Source organism: Hydrogenophaga sp. RWCD_12, assembly GCF_046604225.1.
Lineage (GTDB): Bacteria > Pseudomonadota > Gammaproteobacteria > Burkholderiales > Burkholderiaceae_C > Hydrogenophaga.
Genome location: NZ_JBKIXC010000001.1, coordinates 254431 through 276262, shown reverse-complemented (window position 1 = coordinate 276262; position 21832 = coordinate 254431). Strand labels below are relative to the sequence as shown.

Sequence of the window (21832 nt, the reverse complement as noted above, 5' to 3'; positions counted from 1 at the left end):
GTGGTTTAGGCGAGTTCGGCCAGGGGCCAGCGCGGCTTCACGTCGAAGTGGTAGTCGCCGCCGGCCGCCGCGAGGTCGACCAGTCCGGCTTGCACCCGCAGCCCGGCAGCCAGCGCGATCATGGCGCCGTTGTCGGTGCACAGGTGCAGCTCGGGGTAGTGCACGCGCAGTTGCCGCTGCGCGCAGGCGGCGTTGAGCTGTTCGCGCAGGCGCGCATTGGCGCCGACACCGCCGGCCACCACCAGGCGCTTCAACCCCGTGTCCGCGATCGCGGCGAGAGATTTTTTCACCAGCACATCGACGATCGCCGCCTGCACGCTGGCTGCCACGTCGGCCTTCTGTTGCAGGGTCAATGGATCGGCTAGGTGCATGGTGGCCGGGCCGTCCGGATGCGCCTTCGCCAGCCGCTTGACCTGGGTCAGCACGGCCGTCTTGAGGCCGGCGAAGGAAAAATCGAGATCGCCGCTGTGCAACAGCGGGCGCGGCAACTTGTACGCGGCCGGGTCGCCCTGCTGCGCCAGCTTCGACAATGCAGGACCGCCGGGATAGCCCAGGCCCAGCAGCTTGGCCGACTTGTCGAAGGCCTCGCCCGCGGCATCGTCAATGGTTTCACCCAGCAGCTCGTAGCGCCCCACCCCGTCGACACGCATCAGCTGCGTGTGACCGCCCGAGACCAGTAACGCCACGAATGGAAATTCCGGCGGATCGGCGCTCAGGAACGGCGAGAGCAGATGCCCTTCGAGGTGGTGCACGCCGATCACCGGCTTGCCCAGCGCCATGCCCAGCGCGCAGGCCACACCCGAACCCACCAGCAGCGCCCCTGCCAGGCCAGGCCCGCGGGTGTGCGCGATCACGTCCACCGCCGAGAGCGGCACACCGGCCTGTGCCATGACGGCGTCGGTCAGCGGCAGCACGCGCCGGATGTGGTCACGGCTGGCCAGCTCGGGCACCACACCACCATAGGCCTGGTGCATTTCAATCTGGCTGTGCAGCGCGTGGCCGAGCAGGCGCGGCGTGGCCGTGCCGCTGGCATCGACCAGCGCCACACCGGTCTCGTCGCAGGAGGATTCGAATCCGAGGATCAGCATGGGCCGCGAGTGTACGGGGCGGCTCAGCGCAGGGGGTAACGGGTAAGCCGTTGCGGATCTGGAATCCGGATCTCGCGCTTGTCGACCTCGATCAGCCCCTTGTCTTCCAGCTCGCGCAGCACCTTGGAGAAGTACTCGGGCGTCATCGACAGGCGCGAGGCGATCGAGGCCTTGCTGACGGGCAGCAGCACGCTGGCGGCGGTTTCGCCGCCGTCTTCGGGCAGGTCGCGCACCAGGTAGCCGATCACGCGTTCGACGCCGCTGTGCAGCGAATAGGCCTGCACGTCATTCACCAGCCCGTGCAGCCGGCGTGAGAGGCCGGCGAGCATGCGCATGGAGAACTGCGGGTCGTTGTGGATTTCGCGCAGCACGGCCTCACGCGAGACGCTGAGCATCAGCGTGTCGGTCAGCGCCTGCGCATTGATGATGTAAGGGCGCTCCATGAACATGAGCGCCTCGGCGAACGTGCTCCCGGGTCCAACCAGCTCGATGATTTTTTCCTGCCCGGCCGGAGAGATCGCAAACAGCTTGACCTGCCCCGACACCGTGACATGGAACTCCTCGCAGGGCTCACCGGTGCGGAACACATCCTCGCCGCGCGCGAACTGCCGCAGGCGGCTGCCTTGCGCCAGCCGCTGCAACTCTTCCGCCCGCATCTCCTGGAACAGCGGCAGCATCGAGAGGTAGCGCGGCAGGTCGAAGCGGGACAGATCCATGGGCATGAGCAGGCGGTTCGGCAGGGCTGCCAACTGTAGCCGCGAACCGGCGGCCGTCCTAGGTGCAGCCCTCAGGCCGCACGGGCCATGAAGCGCTGGTGCACTGCCGAGAGTTTGTTGACGAGGTCCTGCGGCCGGTGGACCAGGGCATAGCCTTGCTGACCGAACAGCATGGGCAGGTAGTCGTGCGCGGTTTCGTCGATGGTGATGCAGAACGGCAGCAGCCCGGCGGCGCGCGCGGCCTGCACCGCGTGGCGCGTGTCTTCGAGGCCGTAGCGGCCCTCGTACACATCGAGATCGTTGGGCTTGCCGTCGGTCAGCAGCAGCAGCAGGCGCTGGCGCTCGGGGCGCTGTTCGAGCCGCGCCGTGGCGTGGCGAATCGCCGAGCCCATGCGCGTGTAGTAACCGGGCTTGATGGCGCCGACACGGTCGCGGGTGCGCGTGCCCCAGGCTTCGCCGAAGCCTTTGAGCTGGTGGATGCGCACGTTCTGCCGCCGCACCGAGGAAAAGCCAAGCACCTCGAACGGGTCGCCGCTGGCCGACAGCGCCTCGCCGAACACGTAGAGCGCGTCGCGGATCACGTCGATCACCCTCGCGGTCTGCGTCGCGTAGGCGTCGGTCGACAGGGAGAGATCGGCCAGGAGCAGCGTCGCCAGGCTGCGCTCGCTGCGTACCCGGCGCGTGAACACCGCGGGCGCGTCGCTGCGGGGCGCAGCGGCCGCTTCGACGTGGTGCCGGATCCAGGCGTCGAGATCGATCTCTTCGCCGTCGGGCTGGGCATGCAGCCGCCCCAGCCCACCGCGCAGCACTTCCATGCGCCGGCGCACGCGGCGGGCGGTCACTCGCAGCGACGGTGCGGGAGCGAAAGTCGGCGGCGCCGCGCTCTCCAGGGTTTGCAACGTGCAATGGTCAGGGATCAGCGCGCCGCGCCGCCAGTCCCACTCGGGCAGGCGGATGCCTGGGCCCAGCGGCCGGTCGTCGGCCGCGGCGCTGGGCAGGTCGAGATCGAACTTCACACGCGAGGCCGTGGTCTGCCCTTCGGGCGCGATGGCCAGCACGTCCATGTCATTGGCCGCCGCCAGCGCGTTGCCGTCGTCGTCATCGTCGCTGGCACGGTTGACCTTGACGAACTCGCCCCAGGACAGGATGGACTCGGCGCGGAAGAACATCATCAGCGGCGCCTTGTCGCGCTCGTCGATCACCGCCTGGGCCTTGCGGCGGCGCGCGTTCTGGGTGGTGGGCGACCGCTGCGCATCGGTCGCGGCCGGGTCCTGGTTGCGGGCCACCGGCGACAAGGAGGCCGCCGAAGTGTCCAGCCACATCCAGACCGGCGCCACCGCTTCGGGCTGCACACTGCCGGTTCCGTCGGCGCCTTGCCCTGCCAGCGCCTGCTGCACCAGCCGCTCGGCCTCGGCAGCAGGACCCCGCAGGTGCGACGGATCAGGCCGCAGCGCGCGTTCGGCCGCCAGCAGCCGTTCGTGGCGATCGCGCAGGCCGGGAAACTGTTCGAGTGCGCGCAGGCTGGCGCGCCGGTTGTCGGCGATCCAGTCACCGGTCGGTTCGATGTGCGCAGCCTGGACGGCCAGCCAGAGGTAGAGCGCGCGGTTGAGGGCCGCATCGACATGCACCGCGATGCGCGGCGGCAGCGACAGCACCTCGGGTTCGAGCCGCGCGGTGGCCGCGTGGGTGCCGGTGCCAGCGACGCGTTGCAGCCAGTCGCGCGCGCCACCGACGCGGGTCTCACCGGCCTCGCCCACCCGCACCGCCGCCGCACCACCGGCCGCGCGGAACATCAGGCCGATGCTGCGCTGCACCTGCGACAGCGACACGGCGGCCTCATCGTGCTGGCGGTGCGCCACGCGGCGGATGAAGCGGTCCCACTGCTTGCCGACCCACTCTTCCATCAGATCTTCCTTTCGAACAGGACGGCCGTTTCACGGTCTGCCTTGCGTTGTCGCAGCGTTTCGCGCACCGCATCGGCACCGACCTTCCACTCCAGCAGCGGCTCGCGGGCCTTCGATGCCTGCGTCTCCTCACACGAGTCGAGGCACTGCCCGCACTGCACGCAGGAAAACATCATGCGTTTGATGTTGCGCGGATGCAGCCGCATCGGACAGCCGTTGTCGCAGGCTGAGCCCTGCGGATAGGTGGCAGTGCTGCAGGAGCGGCAATCGCGCGCCTGGTCGCGGTCAAAGGCCACCACCATGCCCTTGGGGTTGGCCATCCAGACCAGGCTCTGGAAGAAGCCGACCGCGCAGCCGAAGCGGCAGAACAGGTGGCGGGCGAACGCGAACTCCAGCGTGAAGACGGTGCTGCCGGCGATGAGGAAACGCGCCTGGTTGGGCGTGGACTGGCCGGTCAGCAGGTTCCCCCAGACCTCAGCGGGCGGCAGCAGGTAGCTCAGCAGCGTGATCGCCCAGAGAAAACCGAACACCACGCACAACACAAAGAACACCGGCCACCAGCGCACCGAAGGCTTCACGCCCGCGCGCGGCGTCCGGTGTTGGTCCCACACGCTGAGCTTGCCGCAGGCGCGGTGCAGCGCGGTGTTGAGCGTCTCGACCAGGGTGAAGTGCGGGCACAGCCAGCCGCAGTACAGGCGCCCGTAGCGCCAGGCCACCGCGAGGAAGGCCACGATCAGTGCGATGCCCGGCAGGAAGGCGCGCGCGAAGATCTGGATCGCGGCCTGGTTGGCCGTGATGTCACCGGCGCGGAAGGCGTCGATGCCCAGCGACCAGCGCTGGCCCAGGAACCACAGCTGTGCCTCGTTCAGATCGAAGCGCAGCAGGTTCAACGCAGGGGCGAGCAGGAACAGGGCAAAGAAGCCCAACTGGAAGAAGAGGCGGCGGCGCTGCATGGTGTGTGGCAAACAGAGGAGGAGAGGCGCAGCGCCGCCGCTGCAAAACAATTCAGATGACCGATCCGAGCATCGCCTGCACGACCTCGTCGAGGGCGGCGGCGGTCTCGTGGTCGTCGGTCAGCGCATCGACAATGGCCGAGCGGCAGGCAAGGTGCAGCGGCAGGCCGCTGGCCACCAGCCGCGCCGCCATCACCAGCAAGCGCGTGCTCACGGTTTCTTCCAGGTCGTGGTCGGTCAGGCGCCGCAGCGCCTCGGCCAGCTTCACCAGCCGTCCGGCCAGCGACGGGTCGACGCCGGCCTCGGTGCTCACGATGCGGCGCTCGACCTCCGGTGCCGGGTAGCCTAAGGTCAGCGCCACGAAGCGCTGGCGCGTGCTCGGCTTGAGGCTCTTGAGCAGGTTCTGGTAGCCGGGGTTGTAGCTGATGACCAGCATGAAACCCGGCGGTGCGACCAGCTGTTCACCGGTGCGTTCGATCGGCAGCACGCGGCGGTCGTCGGCCAGCGGATGCAACACGACCGTCGTGTCCTTGCGGGCCTCGACCACCTCGTCGAGGTAGCAGATCGCGCCGCTGCGCACCGCGCGGGCCAGCGGCCCGTCGTGCCAGACCGTGCCGTCGGCGCCGATCAGGTGGCGGCCGACCAGGTCGGCCGCGCTCAGGTCGTCGTGGCAGCTCACGGTGATGAGCGGCCGGCCCAGCCGAGCCGCCATGTGTTCCACGAACCGCGTCTTGCCGCAGCCGGTCGGTCCCTTGATCAGCACCGGCAGGCGCTGGCGGTGTGCGTGCTCGAACAGCGCAATCTCGCCCGCCTGTTCGGCGTAGAACGGCGCCGCCATCAGGTGCTGCAGTTCACTGTGGTCCATGGTGGTTCACCCTTGAGGCTCAGGCGGCGCGGACGCCGACCAGACCGTTGCTGACGCTGCCTTCCCGCACCGGCTCCCCGCCGATGAAGAAGCTGGAGAAGTAGGTGAACTGGCCGATCAGGAAGATCACGCCGCCGGCGATGCGGGTCCAGTAGAAGAAGTTCAGCTGGTCCTGCGTGGCCATGAAGCCCATCGCACCGGTCGTGGGCATGCGCTGCAGCCAGACCTGCAGGATGCCGGCGCCGGTCAGGGCCAGCACCATGACAGCCATGCCGATGGTCATGATCCAGAAGCTCCACATTTCCACGTTCTGTGCCTTGGCGCTGTTGGCGATGCGGCCGCGCAGCGTGGGCATGGCATAGCTGATCAGCGTGATGACCACCAGCACATAGGCGCCGTAGAACGCCAGGTGGCCATGGGCCGCGGTGATCTGCGTACCGTGGGTGTAGTAGTTGACGGCGCTGAGCGTGTGGATGAAGCCCCAGAGACCGGCACCCAGGAAGCCCAGCACCGAGGTGCCCACGGCCCACAACACGGCGGCCTGGTTCGGGTGTTCGCGGCGGCGGCGCTGCACCATGTTGAAGGCGAAGACCGTCATCATGAAGAAGGGGATCGGTTCCATGGCCGAGAAGATCGAGCCGATCCAGTGCCAGTAGCCGGGCAGGCCGATGAAGTAGAAGTGGTGGCCCGTACCCAGGATGCCGGACATCAGCGCGAAGGCGATGATCACGTACAGCCACTTGTCGATCACTTCACGGTCCACACCGGTGGTCTTGACCAGCACATAGGCCAGCAGCGCGCCCAGGATCAGCTCCCAGGTGCCCTCCACCCAGAGGTGGACGACGAACCACCAGTACATCTTGTCGCGCACCAGGTTGTTCGGGTTGACGAAGCTGAACAGGAACATCAACGCCAGACCCCACAGCCCCATCAGCAGCACCATGGAGATCGCGGTCTTGCGGCCCTTGAGCACCGTCATACTGATGTTGAACAGGAAGCCCAGCGCGACGATCACGATGCCCACCTTGGTCGGCAGCGGCTGCTCCAGGAACTCGCGCCCCATGGTCTCCAGCAGCGCGTTGCCGGTGAGTTCGGCGAGCTTGGCGTAGGGCACCGTCAGGTACCCGACGATGGTCAGGGCACCCGCCACCAGGAAGACCCAGAACAGGACCTTTGCCAGCAGTGGCGAATGCAGCTCAGTCTCTGCTTCCTCGGGGACCATGTAGTAGGCCGCGCCCATGAAGCCGAACAGCAGCCAGACGATCAGCAGGTTGGTGTGGACCATGCGGGCCACGTTGAAGGGGATGTAGGGGAAGAACAGGTCCCCGATCACGTATTGCAGGCCCAGGCCGATGCCGAACAGGATCTGCCCGGCAAAGAGCGCCATGGCGGCGATGAAATACAGCTTGGAGACCGACTGGCTCTGGTACTTGAGGGTAGGAATGTGCATGGTGTTTCTCCTCTCAGCCTTCGATGTTCGGTGGCCACTTTTCGGTGTTCACGCCGTTGGTCCACTTGAGGAACTCGACCAGGTCATCCAGCTGCTGGTCGCTCAGGTTGAACTGCGGCATCTGGCGGCGGTGCGGCGCGCCGGTCGGCTGCGCCTTGATCCAGGCCTTGATGAAGTCGCCACCGCGGCGCTGGTAGACGTTGCCCAGCTCGGGGGCGAAGTACGCACCCTCGCCCAGCAGCGTGTGGCAGCCGATGCAGTTGCGCGTCTCCCAGATCTTCTTGCCGGCGACCACGGCGGGTGTGATGGCCTGCGCGTTCGAGCGCTCGGGTATTCGCCGTTCGCTGTCGAACACGATGGCCGCGAAGAGCAGCACGAAAAACACGCTGCCACCGTAGAACATGTTGCGGGCGGTCTGTTTGGTGAACCCGCTTTGCGTTTGGCTCATGAAGCCCTCCATCACTGATTGATGGACGAATCCTCCTTTTTTGCTCGGGTACTGTCCTTGAACTGGTTCAAGGATGGGGTCCGAAGGCCCGATCACAGTGAGGCCCCATGGAAACCAAGACACCCGACACCGATCTGCACGCGGCCGTGATGGCCGCCCTGGCCAGCGTGGACGACCCCGAGATGGGCGAGAACCTGGTGGACCTGGGCGTCGTCGGCGAGCTGCTGGTCGAAGGCGACAGCGTGCGCGTCAGCCTGATCCCGACCAGCGCCACCTGCCCCATGGCCGACGTGGTGGTGGACGACGCCCTCACCGCCGTGCAGCGAGTCTGTCCGCCCGGCACCGAGGTGGACGTTCACATGGACTGGGACACCACGTGGTCGCCCGAACAGCTGGCCCCGGCCCTGCGCGAGCGCTTCGGATGGTGACGACCGCCCGGCCACGCGCGGCCGATCCGCCGCCCCTGCCCCGCTGGGCCATCGGTGCGGCCGCCCTCATGGCCATCGCCAATCTGCTGAGCGCCGTCGTCGGCGGCCTGGTGCGGCTGGGCACCCTGCCTGCCACGAACCTCGGCCCGACGGGCGCACAGGCCATCGGCGGCCATGGCGCGGTGATGATGGCCGGCTTCTTCGGCGCGCTGATCGCGCTCGAACGCGTGGTCGCCCTGCGGCACGGCCTGTGGGTGCCGGTGCTGGCCGCGCTGGGTGGCTGGCTCGGCTGGGGCGTGGGCCAATGGACCGCCGCGGGTGTGCTGTGGGTCACCTCCGCCGCTGGGCTGGTCTGGCTATATGCCTGGGCCGGATCACACCGTGCCGTGTCGCTGCCGCTGGCGGTCGAGGCCTCGGGCGCGCTGGCACTGCTGGTCGCCAACGCCGCGTTCACCCTGGGCCAGCCCGAGGCCGCGCGCATCGGCTGGAGTGCGTTCCTGGTGCTCACCATTGCCGGCGAACGGCGCGAGCTCACGCGGCTGGTGAAGCTGCCGGGCTGGGCTTCGAAAGCATTCCTGGGCGGGTGGGCCGGAGCGGTCGCGGCCGTGCTGATGGCCCTGCTGAGGCCCGATCTCGCAGGCATGCTCTGGTGGATCACCATGGCACTGCTGGCCGCCTGGCTGCTGCGGTGGGACGTGGCCACGCGGCAGTGGCGCGCCAATGGCTGGGCCGGTCACACTGCCATCTGCCTACTGGTGGGCTACGTCTGGCTGGCGATGGCCGCCGTGCTGGGCCTGCTGGGCCAGACCGTCGCCTGGCACGCGCTCTGGCTGGGCTTCGTCATGGCCATGGTGTTCGGCCACGCGCCCATCATGCTGCCCACCCTGGCCGGCTGGCGGCCCGAGCCCACCCGCTGGGCGCTGCTGCCGCTGTCGCTGCTGGGAGCGAGCCTGGCGCTGCGGGTCGCGTCGGCGGTGACGGCATGGCCCACCGGGCTGATGCTGGCGGGCGCCGGCCATGCGCTGGCCTTCGTGCTGTTCGGCGCGGTGATGGTCCGCGCGGTGCGGCGCGGGCGCTGATCAGCCGCGCGACAGCAGGCTGAACAGCGCGATCAGCCCCAGCATCACCGCCAGCCAGCCAAGCACCAGTCGCCGCCACAGCGCGGGCGCGCTGCGCAGCTCCATGTAGTCCAGCGCGATCAACACCCCCTTGAAGGCGGCGAGCGCCAACACCGCCAAGGTGGTGACGCCGCCCAGGCGCTGACCTCTGACCGCCGCACCCTCCCCCAGCCACCAGCCCGCCAGCGTGGCGAGTGCAAGCAGCGTGAAGACGGTGTCGGTGCGGGTGAAGCGCATGCTGGTTCCTTTCCTCAGCGGATCACATAGACCAGCGGAAACAGCACCATCCACAGCAGGTCGACCATGTGCCAGAACACCGCACCGGAGGCCGGCGCCATGTGGTTCGCCCGCCCGTAGGCGCCGGCCCGTGCCTTGCGCCAGAGCAAGGTGAACACGATGGCGCCCACCACCACGTGCAGGAAGTGAAACCCCGTGAGCAAGGTGTAGAGCAGCGTGAACGAGTTGGTGGCCCAGTCGAAGCCGGCGGCGATCTTTCCCGTGAACTCGTGCGACTTGACAACCAGAAAACCGAGCGCACCGGCCAGCGCGGCCAGCAGCCAGTGCGCGCCGACATCGCCCCGGTCCGATGCAAACGCCTTCACCGCCCGCACCGCCGCCCAGCTGGCTGCGATCAGCAGCAGCGTGTTGAGCGCACCGGTGTGCAGGCTCAGCGCCGACTGCCCCTGCGCGAACTGGGCGGGCTCGCGCCAGCGCGCGACCGCGAATGAAGCGAACAGCAGGCCAAAGGTCAGCAGCTCGGCCAGCACCAGCAACCAGACCACACCGTCGCCGGCCAGGCGCGGCTCCTCATGAGCGACCGCCATCAGTGGGACGTTCCCTCGGACCTGTTGATCTTGTTCCACACGTTGTACTTGCCGACCGGCTTGCTCATGGGCAGGCGCTTGATCTCCTTGAAGGTCGCTGCGTCGTAGACGATCAGGGCGCCATCCATCTCCCAGACGCTGGCCAGCGCGTACTTGCCGTCCTTGGTGAACTCGATGTGGGCCAGGGTCTTGCCGGGTTCCATGACCGTCGCAACCGGCTTGAGCGTGGCCTTGTCGATGATGGTCATGGTGTCCTTGGCGGTCGGGCTCATCATCGAATCGGTCCAGGCGTAGGGCGTGTTCTCGTGGCTGCGCATGAAGAAGCCGGGGCCGGGGGTGGGAATGGTCGCCACCGGTTTCCAGGTCTTCATGTCGATCACGTCGATCGCACCGCCCTTGAGGTTGGGGGAGGCCAGAACGGTGCTCCCGTTCCATGCGAAGGTGATGCCCGAGCCCAGGTGCGGCATGCCGGCGATCGGCAGGTCGGCGATCTTGCGGCGGGCGTCTAGGTTGACGACCTGCGCCGTGGCGGCGCCGTCGCCCGACTTCGGTCGGGTGGCGCCGAGCGCGTGGCGGTAGCTCTGGTCGAAGAAGAAGTCGTCCAGCGGTTCGTCCAGCGGCGTGCGACGCACTCCGAGGAAGCCCGGCTTGGCGATGCCCTCGCCCATCTTGTAGTCGTGCACATAACCGTCGTAGATCGGCGCGGCCTGTGGGTCGTAGGAGATTTCCCAGAGTTCGGGAATGTCCTTGAGCGCGACCACGAAGCTGTGGCGCGGCGTGGCGTCGTAGACGGCCGAGACGCGCGAGGTCTGCTTGCCGTCCAACGTGGCGGCGCTGTAGCTCTGCTTGAGGTTCAGGTCGGCGTCGAACAGGGCCAGCGTGTGCGGCAGGTAGTTGGCGGCCATGACCCACTGGCCATCGCCGCTGACCGCGACGTTGCGCATGTTCAGGCCGGCGCGCACCTCGGCCACCACGCGCAGGCGCCAGAGGTCGTACTTGGTGATCCAGCCATCGCGCGAGCCGAAGTAGACGTAGCGGCCGTCGGGCGAGAACTTCGGCCCGCCGTGCAGCGCGAAGCGGCTGGCGAACCGGGTGATCACCTCGAACTTGTCGCCGTCGACCAGGCTGACGTGGTGGTCGCCGCCTTCGACAACCACGAACAGGTTCATCGGGTCGGCGGTCCACAGCGGTGTGGCAGGCTCACCGGCGGGCGCGGCGTTGAAGCTGCGCGAGGTGCGAATGTCGCTGTCGTTCCAGCGCGGCGCGGGCACCACCGGCGTGCGGATGTGCGCGGCCAGCGCCGCGATGTCGGCGGCGCTGAGCTGGTCGGCGAAGGCCGGCATCTGCGTGGCGGGTCGGCCTTTGGTGATCACCTGCAGCGTTTCGGCCGGTCGCAGGCGCTCCAGGCTTTCGGGCAGCAGGGCCGGTCCCATGAGGCCGGTGCGCTGTTCACCGTGGCAGGCGGCGCAGTGTTGCTGGTAGAGCGCGGCGGCATTGACCGGGGTCGTTGGCGCGGGCGCGTTCTGCGCGCTGGCCATGTCCACGCCCATCCAGCACAGGCCGGCGACCAGGGCCGTGCGCGCCAGGTCGGCCAGCAGGTCGACCCAGCGTTGGCGGAGAGCGTCACGCATTGGCGGCCTCCTCCTTGAGCAGGATGGTCGTCCTGCGGGGGGACGCGGCGGCCTGTGCAGGCGACAGGCCAATCTCTTCGTCGGTCAGGTAACAGCCCGGGTCTTCGGCCCAGGCGTTGCCGGTCAGCTGCTGTGCGCGGGTGCGCGTGTTGCCGCCGCAGATGGCGAAATGCTGGCACCGGGCGCAGCGGCCTTCGACCGGGCGCGGGCTCGCCTTCAGGCCGGCCATCAGCGGGTCGCTCGTGTCCATCCAGATCTGCGAAAACGGCCGCTCGCACACATTGCCCAGGTTGTGGTGCCACCACATGGTGTCGGGGTGCACCTCACCCAGGTTGTCGATGTTGGCGACGTTGACGCCACTGGCGTTGCCGCCCCAGGCGACCAGGCGCTCGCGCAGAGTGGCTTCCCACTGCGGGAAGCGGCGCGCCACCCACTGGAGCAGGTAGGGGCCGTCGGCGTCGTTGTTGCCGGTCACGTATTCCTCGTCCAGACCTTCGCGGGCGGCCTGCCAGGCGCGGTCGTAGAGCCGGTCCAGCGCCTCGCGGGTGGACTGGAACTGCGCGTCCTTGCCGCGGTGGATGTTGCCGCGGCCGGCGTAGTTCAGGTGTGAGAAATAGAACTTGTTGACCCGCTCGCGGCGCATGAGGTCCAGCAGCGGCGGAAAGTCGTGCGCGTTCACCGCGGTCATGGTGTAGCGCAGGCCGACCTTGACGCCGCGTTCGCGCAGCAGGTGCACGGCCGCCAGGCTGCGGTCAAAGGCGCCTTCGAGCCGGCGGAACTTGTCGTGTGTCTCGCGCAGCCCGTCCAGGCTGATGCCCACGTAGTCGAAGCCCTGGGCCGCGATGCGGTCTGCCATGGGCGCGTCGATCAGCGTGCCGTTGGTCGACAGGCCGGTGTAGAAGCCCATCAGCTTGGCGCGCTGGGCGATATCGAAAATGTCGGGCCGCATCAGCGGTTCGCCGCCCGAGAGAATCAGCACAGGCACGCGGAAGGCCTTGAGGTCGTCCATCACCGTGACCACTTCGCGCCAGTTCAGCTCGCCCGCGTAGTCGTGGTCGGCCGAGAGGGCGTAGCAGTGTTTGCAGGTCAAATTGCAACGGCGGATCAGGTTCCAGATCACGACGGGACCGGAAGGTGCGCCCGAACTGCGGCGACTGGCGGCGGGCCATTGCCCGGTCTGTTCGGCTTGCGCGAGTTCGCGCAGGTACTGGCTGATGCGGAACATGGTGTTTCAGCTTTCGGAAATGCGCAGACCGGTTTTCTTGAGGATCGCGGTCGAATAGAGGATGTCGTGGGCGCGGCAGACCTCGCCCAGCAGGGCTGCGACTTCCTGCGCCTGCTGCTCGACCTCGTCGCGCGAGCGACCGTGCAGCATGGCGAACAGGTTGTAGGGCCAGACCGGTTGTCTTCTCGGGCGGCGGTAGCAGTGACTCACGAAGGGCAGCTTCCCGATCTGCTCGCCGAGTTCGTCGACACGTTCGTCGGCCACGTCCCAGACGCTCATGCCATTGGCGGTAAAGCCCAGGCGGTAGTGGTTGGGCACGGCGCCGATGCGGCGGATCAGCCCCTCTTCGAGCATGGCCTGCAGGCGCTCGCGCACCTGCCCGCCGCTGATGCCCAGCGCAGCGCCAACGGCCTCGTAGGGTCGTTGCACCAGCGGCAGGCCCGACTGTGTGGCGTGGACGATGCGGCGGTCCATCTCGTCAAGCGCCATGGTGGGCTCCAGGCAGAAGCGGCAGGCGCAGCTCGACGAAGAACTCGCGCTCCTTGGGAAAAGCAAACACCGGCAGACCGGTCATCACCTCGATGTCTCCGATCACGCGGTCGATCTGCCCGGCCGCTTCGACCGCGATCACGAACCACATGTTCAGCGTGGTCGCGCCGGGCTGGTCGGGGTGGGCAGATTCGCGGCGGTAGTTGTGGGCGATCTCCTTGAGCGCGCCCAACTGCGCCGCCACGTTGTCAAAACGGTCCTCGGGCACGGCCATCGCGGCCAGCACGAAGCGGCCGCCGGCGCGCTCAATCTGGAACAGCGGGCCGAAGCGCGTGAGGTCGCCGTGCGCCAGCAGGCGCTGCAGGCGGTCGATCAGCATGTCCTCACTGCAGCCCAGGCCAGCGGCCACGTCGGCAAACGGCCGGTCGGAGAGCGGGAAGCCTCCGTGCAGGCGGTCGATCAGGCGCAGGTCATCGGGCGAGGGCATGGCGCACCTCCGGCAAGGGAGCAACGGCGGGGGCCGACGCCCAGCCCCGGAACCGGCGCGCGCCGGTCTGCTTGAAGCGGCGGGTGGAAAACAGCACCTCACGCGGATAGCGGGACAGGCCGGCCACGTGCGTCACACGATCGATCACGGCGGTCACCGCGTCGCGGTGCGTGCCGTGCACCATCGCGTAGAGGTTGAAGGGCCACCCCTCGGCACGCGAACGCCGGTAGGCCAGGGTCACGCCCGTCTGCTCGGCCAATGCCTGTCCGCAGGCATCGACCTGGTCGTTGGGCACGTCGAACACGGTCATGGCGTTGGCATCGAAGCCCAGCTCGTGGTGCCGCACCACGACACCGAAGCGCTTGAGCCGGCCTTGGTCCAGCCAGTCGCCGATGCGCTCCAGCACCCAGATCTGGCCACGGCCGAGTGCGGCGGCCCATGGGGCGAAGGGCTCATCGACCAGCGGGAGTCCGTTCTCGACCAGCCGCGCCAGCGGCCAGAGATCGGTCGGCAGCGGTGCGGTCGGCACCGGCAAGGACCGGCGCATGGGAGCCTGCGCCGTCTCGCCGCGCAGGTCAAAGCCCAGGTCGATGCGGTAGGGCCGCAGCATGCGCAGCTGCAATGCCGGCAGACCAGTCGCACACTCCAGGCCCGCGACGCCGGCTTCCACCGCCTGGCGGTTGGCACCGGTCATCACGAACCAGAGGTTGTGGTGGTGTTCGCGCAGGTAGTTGTGGTTGACGCCCGGGTGGGCCGAGACCGTGTCGGCCACCGCATCGATGCGGTGCGCGGGCACAGCCATGGCAGCCAGCACCGCGTCGCCTCCCGACCCGTGGGCGAACACGCCACCGATGCGGCTGAGGCGGCCGTCTTCCTGCGCCATGCGCAGGGTGTCGAGCACCGTCGCCCGGTCCAGACCGGCTTCCCGGGCGAGCACACCGAAGGCATCGGCGCACAGTGGAAACCCGTGCTGCCATTCGTTAAGCACACGAAAGCGTGCATCCGTCGGGGCATTCATGTTCAGAACCCCATGCGCGCTGCGCGCGACGTGAAGAAGATGCCGCTGGGCGCGGGCACCTCAAGCTGCGCCAGGCGGCGAAAGCCTGCGGTGTCGAACACGCTCACCCGGTCGTCGTCCCGGCTGCTGATCCACACGGCGTCACCGCGTGGCGTGAATTCCATGTGCAGCACGGCCTTGCCCGGCTCGATGGTCTGCACGATCTGCTGGCGCTGGGTGTCGATGACCTGCACGCGGTGGTAATCGGGCACCGCGAAGTTGACCCAGACCTGGCGGCCATCGGGCCGCGCCATCACGAACACCGGCTGACCGGCGACCGGGATGCGGCCCACTTCCTGCCAGTTGTCGGTATCTACCACCAGCACCTCGTGGCGGCCGATGGCGGGCAGGTAGGCACGGCGCCCGGCCACGGCCCAGCCGCGCAGGTGCGGCATCTTGTAGACCGGCAGCGGCTCCTGGCCCTTGCCGTAGCCTCCGAGGATGCGGCGCACGCCAGGGTTGTCGGCCCAGAGGTCGAGCATCGCCAGACCGTCCTCACCGAACAGGCCGGCAATGTAGTGGCGGCCATCGGGGGTCACCAGCGCGTCGTAGGGCTGTCGACCGATGCCGTTGAATTTCTGTGTGAGAGGCTTTTTCGGGTCCGAGCAGTCGGTGACCCAGATCGCGTCGGCGTCGAACAGGCTGTAGGCGAAACGGCGGCCCGGCAGGTCGACCAGGCCCACCACGCGGGAGAGCTTGCCGGGCGTGCCCAACGGGTCGTACAGAGCCGGGATGTCGGCCACGATTTCAAGCGTGCGCGCGTCGAACACCTTCACGCCACCGGGCGTGTAGTTCTGCGCCGCGACCAGCGTGCCGTCGTCGCTGATGGCACCACCGATCGAGTTGCCAGCCTGCATCACGCGACGGGTGATGCGCTGGGTCAGCAGGTCGACCATCGTCAGGCCGCCATCGCGGGCGAACACATAGGCGAAACGCCCGTCGCGCGAGAACACGACCGAGGCGTGCGAGAGATCGCCCAGCCCGGGCACCTCGCCGATCAGGCTGCGGCTGGACGTGTCGACCAGATAGAGCGTGCCGTTGGCGCGGCCAATGACCACCCCCAGGTCGCCGGTGCCGCGCAGCGTGGGCGCGGCACAACCGGTGAGGCCGCCAAGGGCGGCGACAGAAGACAGGGTGGCCGCAGCGGCCAGCCATTCACGGCGCTTCATGGTGCTTTCACCACTTCTTCAGGAAAGCCCTGCTGGAGGCGTTGCGCGATCCAGCGTGCTTCGAGCTCGCTGAGCATCGCCTTCCAGGGCGGCATGGGGGTGCCCGGCCGGCCGTGAAAGATCACGGCGGCCAGGCTGTCGAGAGGGAATTCGGCCAAGGCCTCGCGGGTGAGCGCGGGGCCGAGGCCGCCGGTCAGGCGCATGCCGTGGCACGAGCCGCAGTCCTGCCGCACCATGCGCACCAGCTCGCGCGAGCGGGCGGTATCCGGTGCAGCGGGCGCCTGCGCCAGAGCCAGCAAAGGCCCGAGCAGCAACGGCAGAAGAACAGCGGTGCGCACAGGCATGTCCACCGGATCAAGACTTCAGGATGGCCTCAATGGCTTCCTTGAGATCAGGATCGCTGATCTTGTCGGGACCATTGGGCGACATGGGCACCGGTCCGTACACGCCCGAGCCGCCCTTGCGCACCTTGTCGAACAGCTGCGCAGAGGCGTCCTTGCCCTTGTACTTGGCGGCGATGTCCTTGAACGCCGGACCGACTACCTTCTTGTCCTTGGCATGGCAGGCCATGCACCCGGCCTTGTTCAGCACCGCGTCCGCATCCGCGAACGCCGCGCCGGAAGACAGCGCAAAAGCAGCGAGTGACACAGCAGAAAAAACAGCTTTCATGAATTTCTCCAGAAGAAAGAAGGAACACAACGAAGACGAAGTGAACTCAACCCAAGGGCCCCGTGGAACCGGCTTCGCTGGGCCACCAGGGCCGTCCCCCCTACGGGGGGAAGCCGCGAAGCGGCGCAGGGGGGAGATCAATACACATCGTGCTGGGTGTTGTTCACGTTGAAGTGCCCCGTCGGCGTGATCAGGCGCGGGTCCTTGATCACGGCCTTGAGCTTGAGCGTCTTGTCGTCGACGACGACCAGCGCGCTCTGCTTGTTCTTGGCACTCCAGACCGAGAACCAGACTTCGTCACCGGCTTTGTTGAACTCGGGCTGCACCACGCGCTTGGCACCGTCGTCCTTGAGGTCGGCCCATTCGGCGATCGGCAGCACGGTGTAGCCCTTGTCCAGGTGCTTGATGTCGTAGACGGCCACCGATTGCGAGAGCTTCGGATCGGGGTTGAGCGGCGTGTCCGAGTACAGGTGGGTGGACTTCGGGTGGCTCTTGATGAAGAGCGCGCCGCCACCCTGGCCCTTGAGGGTCTGCACGACCTTCCAGGCTTCCTTCGGGTGACGCTTGGGATCGGTACCGATCAGGGAGATGGTCTCGTCGCCCAGGTGGCCGGTGGACCACACGGGGCCGAACTGCGGGTGCACGAAGTTGGCGCCGCGGCCCGGGTGGGGGATCTTGCCCACGTCGATCAGCTTGGCCAGCTTGCCTTCCTTGAGGTCCACCGCGGCAATCTTGTTGCTGTTGTTGGCGGCCACCATGAAATAGCGGTGCGAGGAGTCCAGGCCGCCGTCGTGCAGGAAGCGCGCGGTACCGATCTCGGTAATCTTCAGCGCGTCGATGTTCGAGTAGTCGACCAGCAGGGTCTTGCCGGTTTCTTTCACGTTGACCACGAACTCGGGCTTGAAGTGGTTGGCCACGATCGAGGCGACGCGCGGCTCGGGGTGGTATTCCTGCTTGTCGACGGTCACACCGCGGGTCGCCACGATCTTCAGCGGCTCCAGCGTGTCGCCGTTCATGATCACGAACTGCGGCGGCCAGTAGGTGCCGGCGATCGCGTACTTGTCTTCAAAGCCCTTGTACTTGCTGGTTTCCACCGAGCGGGCTTCCAGACCGGTGCGGATCTCGGCCACGTTGTCGGGCTTTTCCATCCACAGGTCGATCATGTTGACCTTGGCGTCGCGGCCGATCACGAACAGGTAGCGGCCCGACGCCGAGGTGCGCGAGATGTGCACCGCGTAGCCGGTCTTGACGATGTTGATGATCTGCTTCGTGTCACCGTCGATCAGCGCCACTTCACCGGTGTCGCGCAGCGTGGTCGAGAAGATGTTGGCGATGTTGTAGTTGTTCATCTTCTTCGTCGGACGCTTCTCCGGCGGAACGATGACCTTCCACGTCTTCTTCATGTCTTCCAGGCTGTATTCCGGCGGCGTGGGAGCGTCGTGCTGGATGTAGCGGGCCATCAGGTCCACTTCTTTTTCATTGAGTTCGCCGCTGGTCTGCCAGTTGGGCATGCCGGCCGGCGAGCCGTAGGCGATGAACACCTTGAGGTAGTCGGTGCCCTTGCCCACGGTGATGTCCGGGGTCAGCGGCTTGCCGGTCGCGCCCTTGCGCAGCACGCCGTGGCAGCCCGCGCAGCGTTCGAAATAGATCTTGCGGGCGGTGTCGAACTCGGCCTGCGTCATCGGCGGCGCCTTGGGATTGGTCGCCTGGTACATCGGCTCGGTGGCCAGGGGCGATCCGCCAGCCTGGTAGTTGGCCTCGGCCGGGCTGACCTTCTTGTCGGCCGCCGTCTGCGCAAACGCGCCAGCGCCAACCAGGGCCGCCATCGCCAGCATCGTCAGGCGAATCGTGGTGCGGGATTTCATGGTGTTCTCTCTCCGTCGTGGATCAGCGTTTGAAGTGGCCGTCCCTGGGAGGACCCGTGGCCCGTCCGCCCGGCGGCTGTCCATGGCCGTGCGCACGGGAACCATGGTCGGCACAGCGGCGCAGCCTGTCCTTGAACTGGTTCAAGGACGGCCCTTCGTGGCTTCCCAACAATGGGCACCAACCACACAGACGGCCCGGCGTACCTGCCGGGCCGCCGCCCCATGACGACGGAGCACTGCATGAACCTGGTCAACCTGCTCACCCCCGCCCGGCCTGTCCCCGCCGATGGCGCCCTGGTCCCCCCGGGCACGGTCACCCTGGTCGGTGCCGGTCCCGGAGACCCCGAACTGCTGACGGTCAAGGCGGTGAAGGCACTGCAGGCGGCGCGGCTGGTGCTGTACGACCACCTGGTCAGCCCGGCGGTACTGGACCATCTGAGCCCCGACGCCGAGCGCATCTACGTCGGCAAGGAGTCCTCGCGCCACACCCTGCCGCAGGCCTCGATCATCGAACTCATGGTGCGGCTGGCCCGCAGCGGCCGCTCGCTGTTGCGGCTCAAGGGCGGCGACGGCTACATCTTCGGTCGCGGCGGCGAGGAAGCGCAGGCACTGGCCGCCGAGGGCATCCCGTTCACCGTGGTGCCCGGTCTGACAGCGGCGCAGGGTGCTGCCGCCTCGGTCGGCATCCCGCTGACCCACCGCGACCACGCCTGCTCACTGGTCCTGGCGACCGGCCACTTGCGCGACGGCCAGGGACTGGACATGGACTGGGCGATGCTGGCCCGCGCGCGCCAGACCGTGGTGCTCTACATGGGCGTGAACAACCTGCCCGAGATCTGTCGCCAGCTGCAGGCCCACGGCCTGCCCGGGCACACGCCGGCCGCGCTGGTCGAAAAAGCCACGCTGCCCGACGAACGCTGCATCACCGGCACGGTGGCCGAGCTGCCCGCGCTGGCGCTGCGTCACCAGGTGCGCCCACCTGCGCTGATCATGATCGGCGGAGTGGTGTCGGTGCGGGCCCAGCTGGTGCAGGCTGCGCCGGCGGTCGGGGCCGACGCGCCCGCGGCGTTCCATGCCGCGGCCTGATAACAGAAAGAACGCCCGACCCGGGGCCAGACGGCGCCCGGTTTGCTACGCTGGCAGGCTCCACCCACGCCCGCCCACGCCATGCCGACCACACCCCTGACCCTGATCTCTTCGATGGCCACCAAGGCCCTGCTGGCCGATCTGGTGGCCGAGTACGCGAAGCAACATCGGGAGGTCGCGGTGACCGTGACCTCGGTCGGCGGCGTCGACGCCGCCAAGCGCGTGCAGGCCGGCGAAGCCTTCGACATCGTGGCCTTGGCTTCGGACGCGATCGAAAAGCTCGCCGCCAACGGTCATGTGCAGGAAGCAACCCGGGTCGACATGGTGCGTTCGGCCGTCGCCGTCGCGATTCCGGCCGGCACGCCGCGCCCCGACATCTCGACAGAAGCCGCCCTCCAGGTTGCCGTGCTCGCCGCGCCGACCCTGGGCTATTCGACCGGACCCAGCGGCGTTCAGCTGGCCAAGCTCTTTGAACGCTGGGGCATCGCCGAACAGATCGCCCCGCGCATCGTCACCCCGCCGCCGGGCGTGTCGGTTGGTTCGCTGGTCGCCAAGGGTGAGGTCGCGCTGGGCTTCCAGCAGTTGAGCGAGATGATGGGCGTGGCGGACATCGAAGTGATCGGCGGCCTGCCCGAGGCGGTTCAGATCGTCACCACCTTCTCGGCCGCGTGCGCCAGCGTGAGCGCGCAGCCCGAAGCCGTGCAGGCTTTCCTGCAGTTCCTCGCCAGCCCGGACACCGCCGACCTCAAGCGCCGCCACGGCATGGAAGGTGTCTGAGCCTCCACGTTCCGCCGCTGCACTCAGGGCGTTGCGGCGACCCGCTGCTTGATGGCCCAGTAGGCCAGACCCATCGCCGTGTCGGCCGCGGCGCTGCCCACCGATTCGGGAACCTTGGGGTACCGGCCGCCGTAGTTGACGATCACGACCACGTCGTCGGACCGCCACAGGCCCTCGGCCGCGATCGCGTTGTAGGTTTCCTGGAACGCGGTGAGCCAGCCCGAGGACATGCTGGTGTTGCTGGTGAACCAGATGAACGGCCGGCCGCGCACATGCGTCTCGCGGATCGCGCGGCGGAACATGTCACCGAACGGTCCGCTGGCGCACAGGTTCACCGGGCATTCGACAAAGGTGCCTTCGCTGCTGCGGAAGGCCAGGATCGCGGCCGGGTTGGCGTACAGGTACAAGCTGCTGCCCGCGTCGAAGTTCTGCGGCTGCCAGCCGGTGTAGACGTCGTGGTAGCGCTGGGTGGCCGGCGCCGAGGAGTCGGTGTAGATCGCTTCCGCCTGCGCGATGGTGCGGCCGTTCCACTGGCTGGGCTGGTTGGTGTAGAACGCGATCGCCTCGGGGTTGAGCAGGATGTCGGGGTACAGGCGCTGGATGTTGGTGAACGCCTCCAGGGGCAGCCACGCACTGCCTGGCGACGGCACCGGGTATTCGGTGATCAGCTTGCGGGTGTTCAGCTTGCGAATCAGGCTGGCGCTCTCGGGATCGGTGATGCCTGCGTTGTTGCCCCAGATGCCATGCGCGTTCTGGCGCACATAGCTCCACTGCGCATCAAATGCCGCGTTGGTGGCCAGGTCGTTGTTTCCGGTCAGCGGAATAAACACGCGAGGGCGGTTCGGACCGACCACACCGCAGGGCGGCGAGCCGCAGGCGGCGGTCATCACGTAGTAGCCGATGCCTTCGTACTGGTGGGTCGCACCCAGATTGGCTTGCACCGACTGGCTCTCTTCGGCGCTCGCCGTGTAGAAGTGCACACCCTTGCCCTTCAGGTAGAAGCGGTACAGCGGGGTGAAGCCGGCAGCCGGTGTCAGGCTGGCGTAGTAGGCGATGCCCTCGTAGCGGTACTGGGGCAGGCTGGCCTGCACCGTGTTCTTTTCTTCTTCGCTGATGGTGTAGAAGTGGACGCCGGTCTGGGAATTGAAGAAGCGGTACACCGGGCTCACGCCGGCCGAGGGCACGCTGGCGGCAAAAAACGCTTCGCCTTCCGGCTCCATGTAGGTCGCGGTGCGGTAGACCTGCTCGCGCTCGTCCACGCTGGAGGTGTAGAAGTGCACGCCGGCGCCGGTGTTGTAAAACCGGAAAACCGCCACGCGTTCGGCGTCGGCCACCTTGGGTGTCACCGCCACGGTCTGCAGCGACTTGGTCTGTGCGTCGGTGGTCTGCGCGCCACCACCACATCCGGCCAGCCAGACCGCCGAAACCACCGCTACCCAGGCACAACGCCGTGACATCCAACCCATGTTCAATCCCCCGGACACCATGTCCAAATCGTGTGCAAAGAGTGGATTGGACCCGATGCGGCGGGGGTGGTGAGCCGCAAGAGCCTTTGAGGCTGACAGGCGGCGTGCTGCGCCCGA

The 21832-nt window shown here is 67.7% G+C and carries 23 protein-coding genes; 4 read left to right on the top strand and 19 right to left on the bottom strand.

The features are described 5' to 3' along the window. Positions 1-5: 5 nt before the first annotated feature. The 7 genes from tsaD to ACLIJ1_RS01325 all read right to left on the bottom strand — a co-directional run bounded on the left by tsaD (position 6) and on the right by ACLIJ1_RS01325 (position 7424). Positions 6-1088 carry a tRNA (adenosine(37)-N6)-threonylcarbamoyltransferase complex transferase subunit TsaD gene (gene tsaD, locus ACLIJ1_RS01355; RefSeq protein WP_411363680.1) on the bottom strand — a complete coding sequence of 361 codons (1083 nt, stop codon included), beginning with the start codon at positions 1086-1088 and terminating at the stop codon, positions 6-8. A 23-nt stretch (positions 1089-1111) separates the two neighbouring features. After that, entirely contained in the window at positions 1112-1804 is a 693-nt protein-coding gene (locus ACLIJ1_RS01350) for a Crp/Fnr family transcriptional regulator (protein ID WP_411363679.1), read from the bottom strand. Positions 1805-1875: 71 nt separating this feature from the next. Further along, the gene (locus tag ACLIJ1_RS01345; RefSeq protein WP_411363678.1) at positions 1876-3708 is read right to left on the bottom strand and encodes a nitric oxide reductase activation protein NorD; all 1833 of its coding nucleotides are present in this window, start codon (positions 3706-3708) and stop codon (positions 1876-1878) included. Continuing rightward, positions 3708-4661, bottom strand: coding sequence for a 4Fe-4S binding protein (locus ACLIJ1_RS01340; RefSeq protein WP_411363677.1), 954 nt, complete (start codon positions 4659-4661; stop codon positions 3708-3710). Before ACLIJ1_RS01340 ends, ACLIJ1_RS01345 begins: the two co-directional genes overlap by 1 nt. Before the next feature lie 52 nt (positions 4662-4713). After that, entirely contained in the window at positions 4714-5526 is an 813-nt protein-coding gene (locus ACLIJ1_RS01335) for a CbbQ/NirQ/NorQ/GpvN family protein (protein ID WP_411363676.1), read from the bottom strand. Positions 5527-5545: 19 nt separating this feature from the next. After that, a complete protein-coding gene (locus tag ACLIJ1_RS01330; protein ID WP_411363675.1) occupies positions 5546-6976 on the bottom strand; it encodes a cbb3-type cytochrome c oxidase subunit I in 1431 nt (476 codons plus the stop codon). A 13-nt stretch (positions 6977-6989) separates the two neighbouring features. Then, a complete protein-coding gene (locus ACLIJ1_RS01325; RefSeq protein ID WP_411363674.1) occupies positions 6990-7424 on the bottom strand; it encodes a c-type cytochrome in 435 nt (144 codons plus the stop codon). Between the two features lie 107 nt (positions 7425-7531). Between ACLIJ1_RS01325 and ACLIJ1_RS01320 the strand changes: the two genes are divergently transcribed. Continuing rightward, entirely contained in the window at positions 7532-7852 is a 321-nt protein-coding gene (locus ACLIJ1_RS01320) for a metal-sulfur cluster assembly factor (protein ID WP_411363673.1), read from the top strand. After that, complete coding sequence (locus ACLIJ1_RS01315; protein WP_411363672.1) at positions 7846-8931, top strand: hypothetical protein; 1086 nt, start codon at positions 7846-7848, stop codon at positions 8929-8931. Before ACLIJ1_RS01320 ends, ACLIJ1_RS01315 begins: the two co-directional genes overlap by 7 nt. On the opposite strand, the gene ACLIJ1_RS01310 is transcribed toward ACLIJ1_RS01315, so the two are convergent. The 11 genes from ACLIJ1_RS01310 to ACLIJ1_RS01260 all read right to left on the bottom strand — a co-directional run bounded on the left by ACLIJ1_RS01310 (position 8932) and on the right by ACLIJ1_RS01260 (position 18386). Next, positions 8932-9207, bottom strand: coding sequence for a cytochrome C oxidase subunit IV family protein (locus ACLIJ1_RS01310; protein WP_411363671.1), 276 nt, complete (start codon positions 9205-9207; stop codon positions 8932-8934). Between the two features lie 14 nt (positions 9208-9221). After that, positions 9222-9794 carry a cytochrome c oxidase subunit 3 gene (locus tag ACLIJ1_RS01305; RefSeq protein ID WP_411363670.1) on the bottom strand — a complete coding sequence of 191 codons (573 nt, stop codon included), beginning with the start codon at positions 9792-9794 and terminating at the stop codon, positions 9222-9224. Continuing rightward, a complete protein-coding gene (locus ACLIJ1_RS01300) occupies positions 9794-11344 on the bottom strand; it encodes a cytochrome D1 domain-containing protein (protein WP_411364763.1) in 1551 nt (516 codons plus the stop codon). The genes ACLIJ1_RS01305 and ACLIJ1_RS01300 overlap by 1 nt, the downstream gene beginning before the upstream one ends. A 73-nt stretch (positions 11345-11417) precedes the next feature. After that, positions 11418-12650 (bottom strand): heme d1 biosynthesis radical SAM protein NirJ, encoded by a 1233-nt coding sequence (gene nirJ, locus ACLIJ1_RS01295; RefSeq protein ID WP_411363669.1) that lies wholly within the window; start codon positions 12648-12650, stop codon positions 11418-11420. 6 nt (positions 12651-12656) lie between these two features. Beyond that, positions 12657-13139 carry an AsnC family transcriptional regulator gene (locus ACLIJ1_RS01290; RefSeq protein WP_411363668.1) on the bottom strand — a complete coding sequence of 161 codons (483 nt, stop codon included), beginning with the start codon at positions 13137-13139 and terminating at the stop codon, positions 12657-12659. Next, complete coding sequence (locus ACLIJ1_RS01285; RefSeq protein WP_411363667.1) at positions 13129-13626, bottom strand: Lrp/AsnC family transcriptional regulator; 498 nt, start codon at positions 13624-13626, stop codon at positions 13129-13131. The genes ACLIJ1_RS01290 and ACLIJ1_RS01285 overlap by 11 nt, the downstream gene beginning before the upstream one ends. Further along, complete coding sequence (locus tag ACLIJ1_RS01280) at positions 13610-14644, bottom strand: Lrp/AsnC family transcriptional regulator (protein ID WP_411363666.1); 1035 nt, start codon at positions 14642-14644, stop codon at positions 13610-13612. Before ACLIJ1_RS01280 ends, ACLIJ1_RS01285 begins: the two co-directional genes overlap by 17 nt. Before the next feature lie 2 nt (positions 14645-14646). Further along, entirely contained in the window at positions 14647-15852 is a 1206-nt protein-coding gene (locus ACLIJ1_RS01275) for a cytochrome D1 domain-containing protein (RefSeq protein ID WP_411363665.1), read from the bottom strand. Continuing rightward, positions 15849-16196: a c-type cytochrome gene (locus ACLIJ1_RS01270; RefSeq protein ID WP_411363664.1), complete on the bottom strand. Its 348-nt coding sequence runs from the start codon at positions 16194-16196 to the stop codon at positions 15849-15851. The genes ACLIJ1_RS01275 and ACLIJ1_RS01270 overlap by 4 nt, the downstream gene beginning before the upstream one ends. A gap of 10 nt (positions 16197-16206) precedes the next feature. Next, positions 16207-16521 (bottom strand): c-type cytochrome, encoded by a 315-nt coding sequence (locus tag ACLIJ1_RS01265; RefSeq protein ID WP_411363663.1) that lies wholly within the window; start codon positions 16519-16521, stop codon positions 16207-16209. Between the two features lie 137 nt (positions 16522-16658). Next, the gene (locus tag ACLIJ1_RS01260) at positions 16659-18386 is read right to left on the bottom strand and encodes a cytochrome D1 domain-containing protein (RefSeq protein ID WP_411363662.1); all 1728 of its coding nucleotides are present in this window, start codon (positions 18384-18386) and stop codon (positions 16659-16661) included. Between the two features lie 240 nt (positions 18387-18626). Here ACLIJ1_RS01260 and cobA point away from each other — a divergent pair, with 240 nt between their 5' ends. Continuing rightward, a complete protein-coding gene (cobA, locus tag ACLIJ1_RS01255; RefSeq protein WP_411363661.1) occupies positions 18627-19472 on the top strand; it encodes a uroporphyrinogen-III C-methyltransferase in 846 nt (281 codons plus the stop codon). Positions 19473-19553: 81 nt separating this feature from the next. Continuing rightward, entirely contained in the window at positions 19554-20249 is a 696-nt protein-coding gene (locus ACLIJ1_RS01250; protein ID WP_411363660.1) for a substrate-binding domain-containing protein, read from the top strand. A gap of 23 nt (positions 20250-20272) precedes the next feature. Here the strand turns inward: ACLIJ1_RS01250 and ACLIJ1_RS01245 are convergent, their stop codons facing one another. Beyond that, positions 20273-21715: a hypothetical protein gene (locus tag ACLIJ1_RS01245; protein ID WP_411363659.1), complete on the bottom strand. Its 1443-nt coding sequence runs from the start codon at positions 21713-21715 to the stop codon at positions 20273-20275. Positions 21716-21832: the final 117 nt, after the last annotated feature.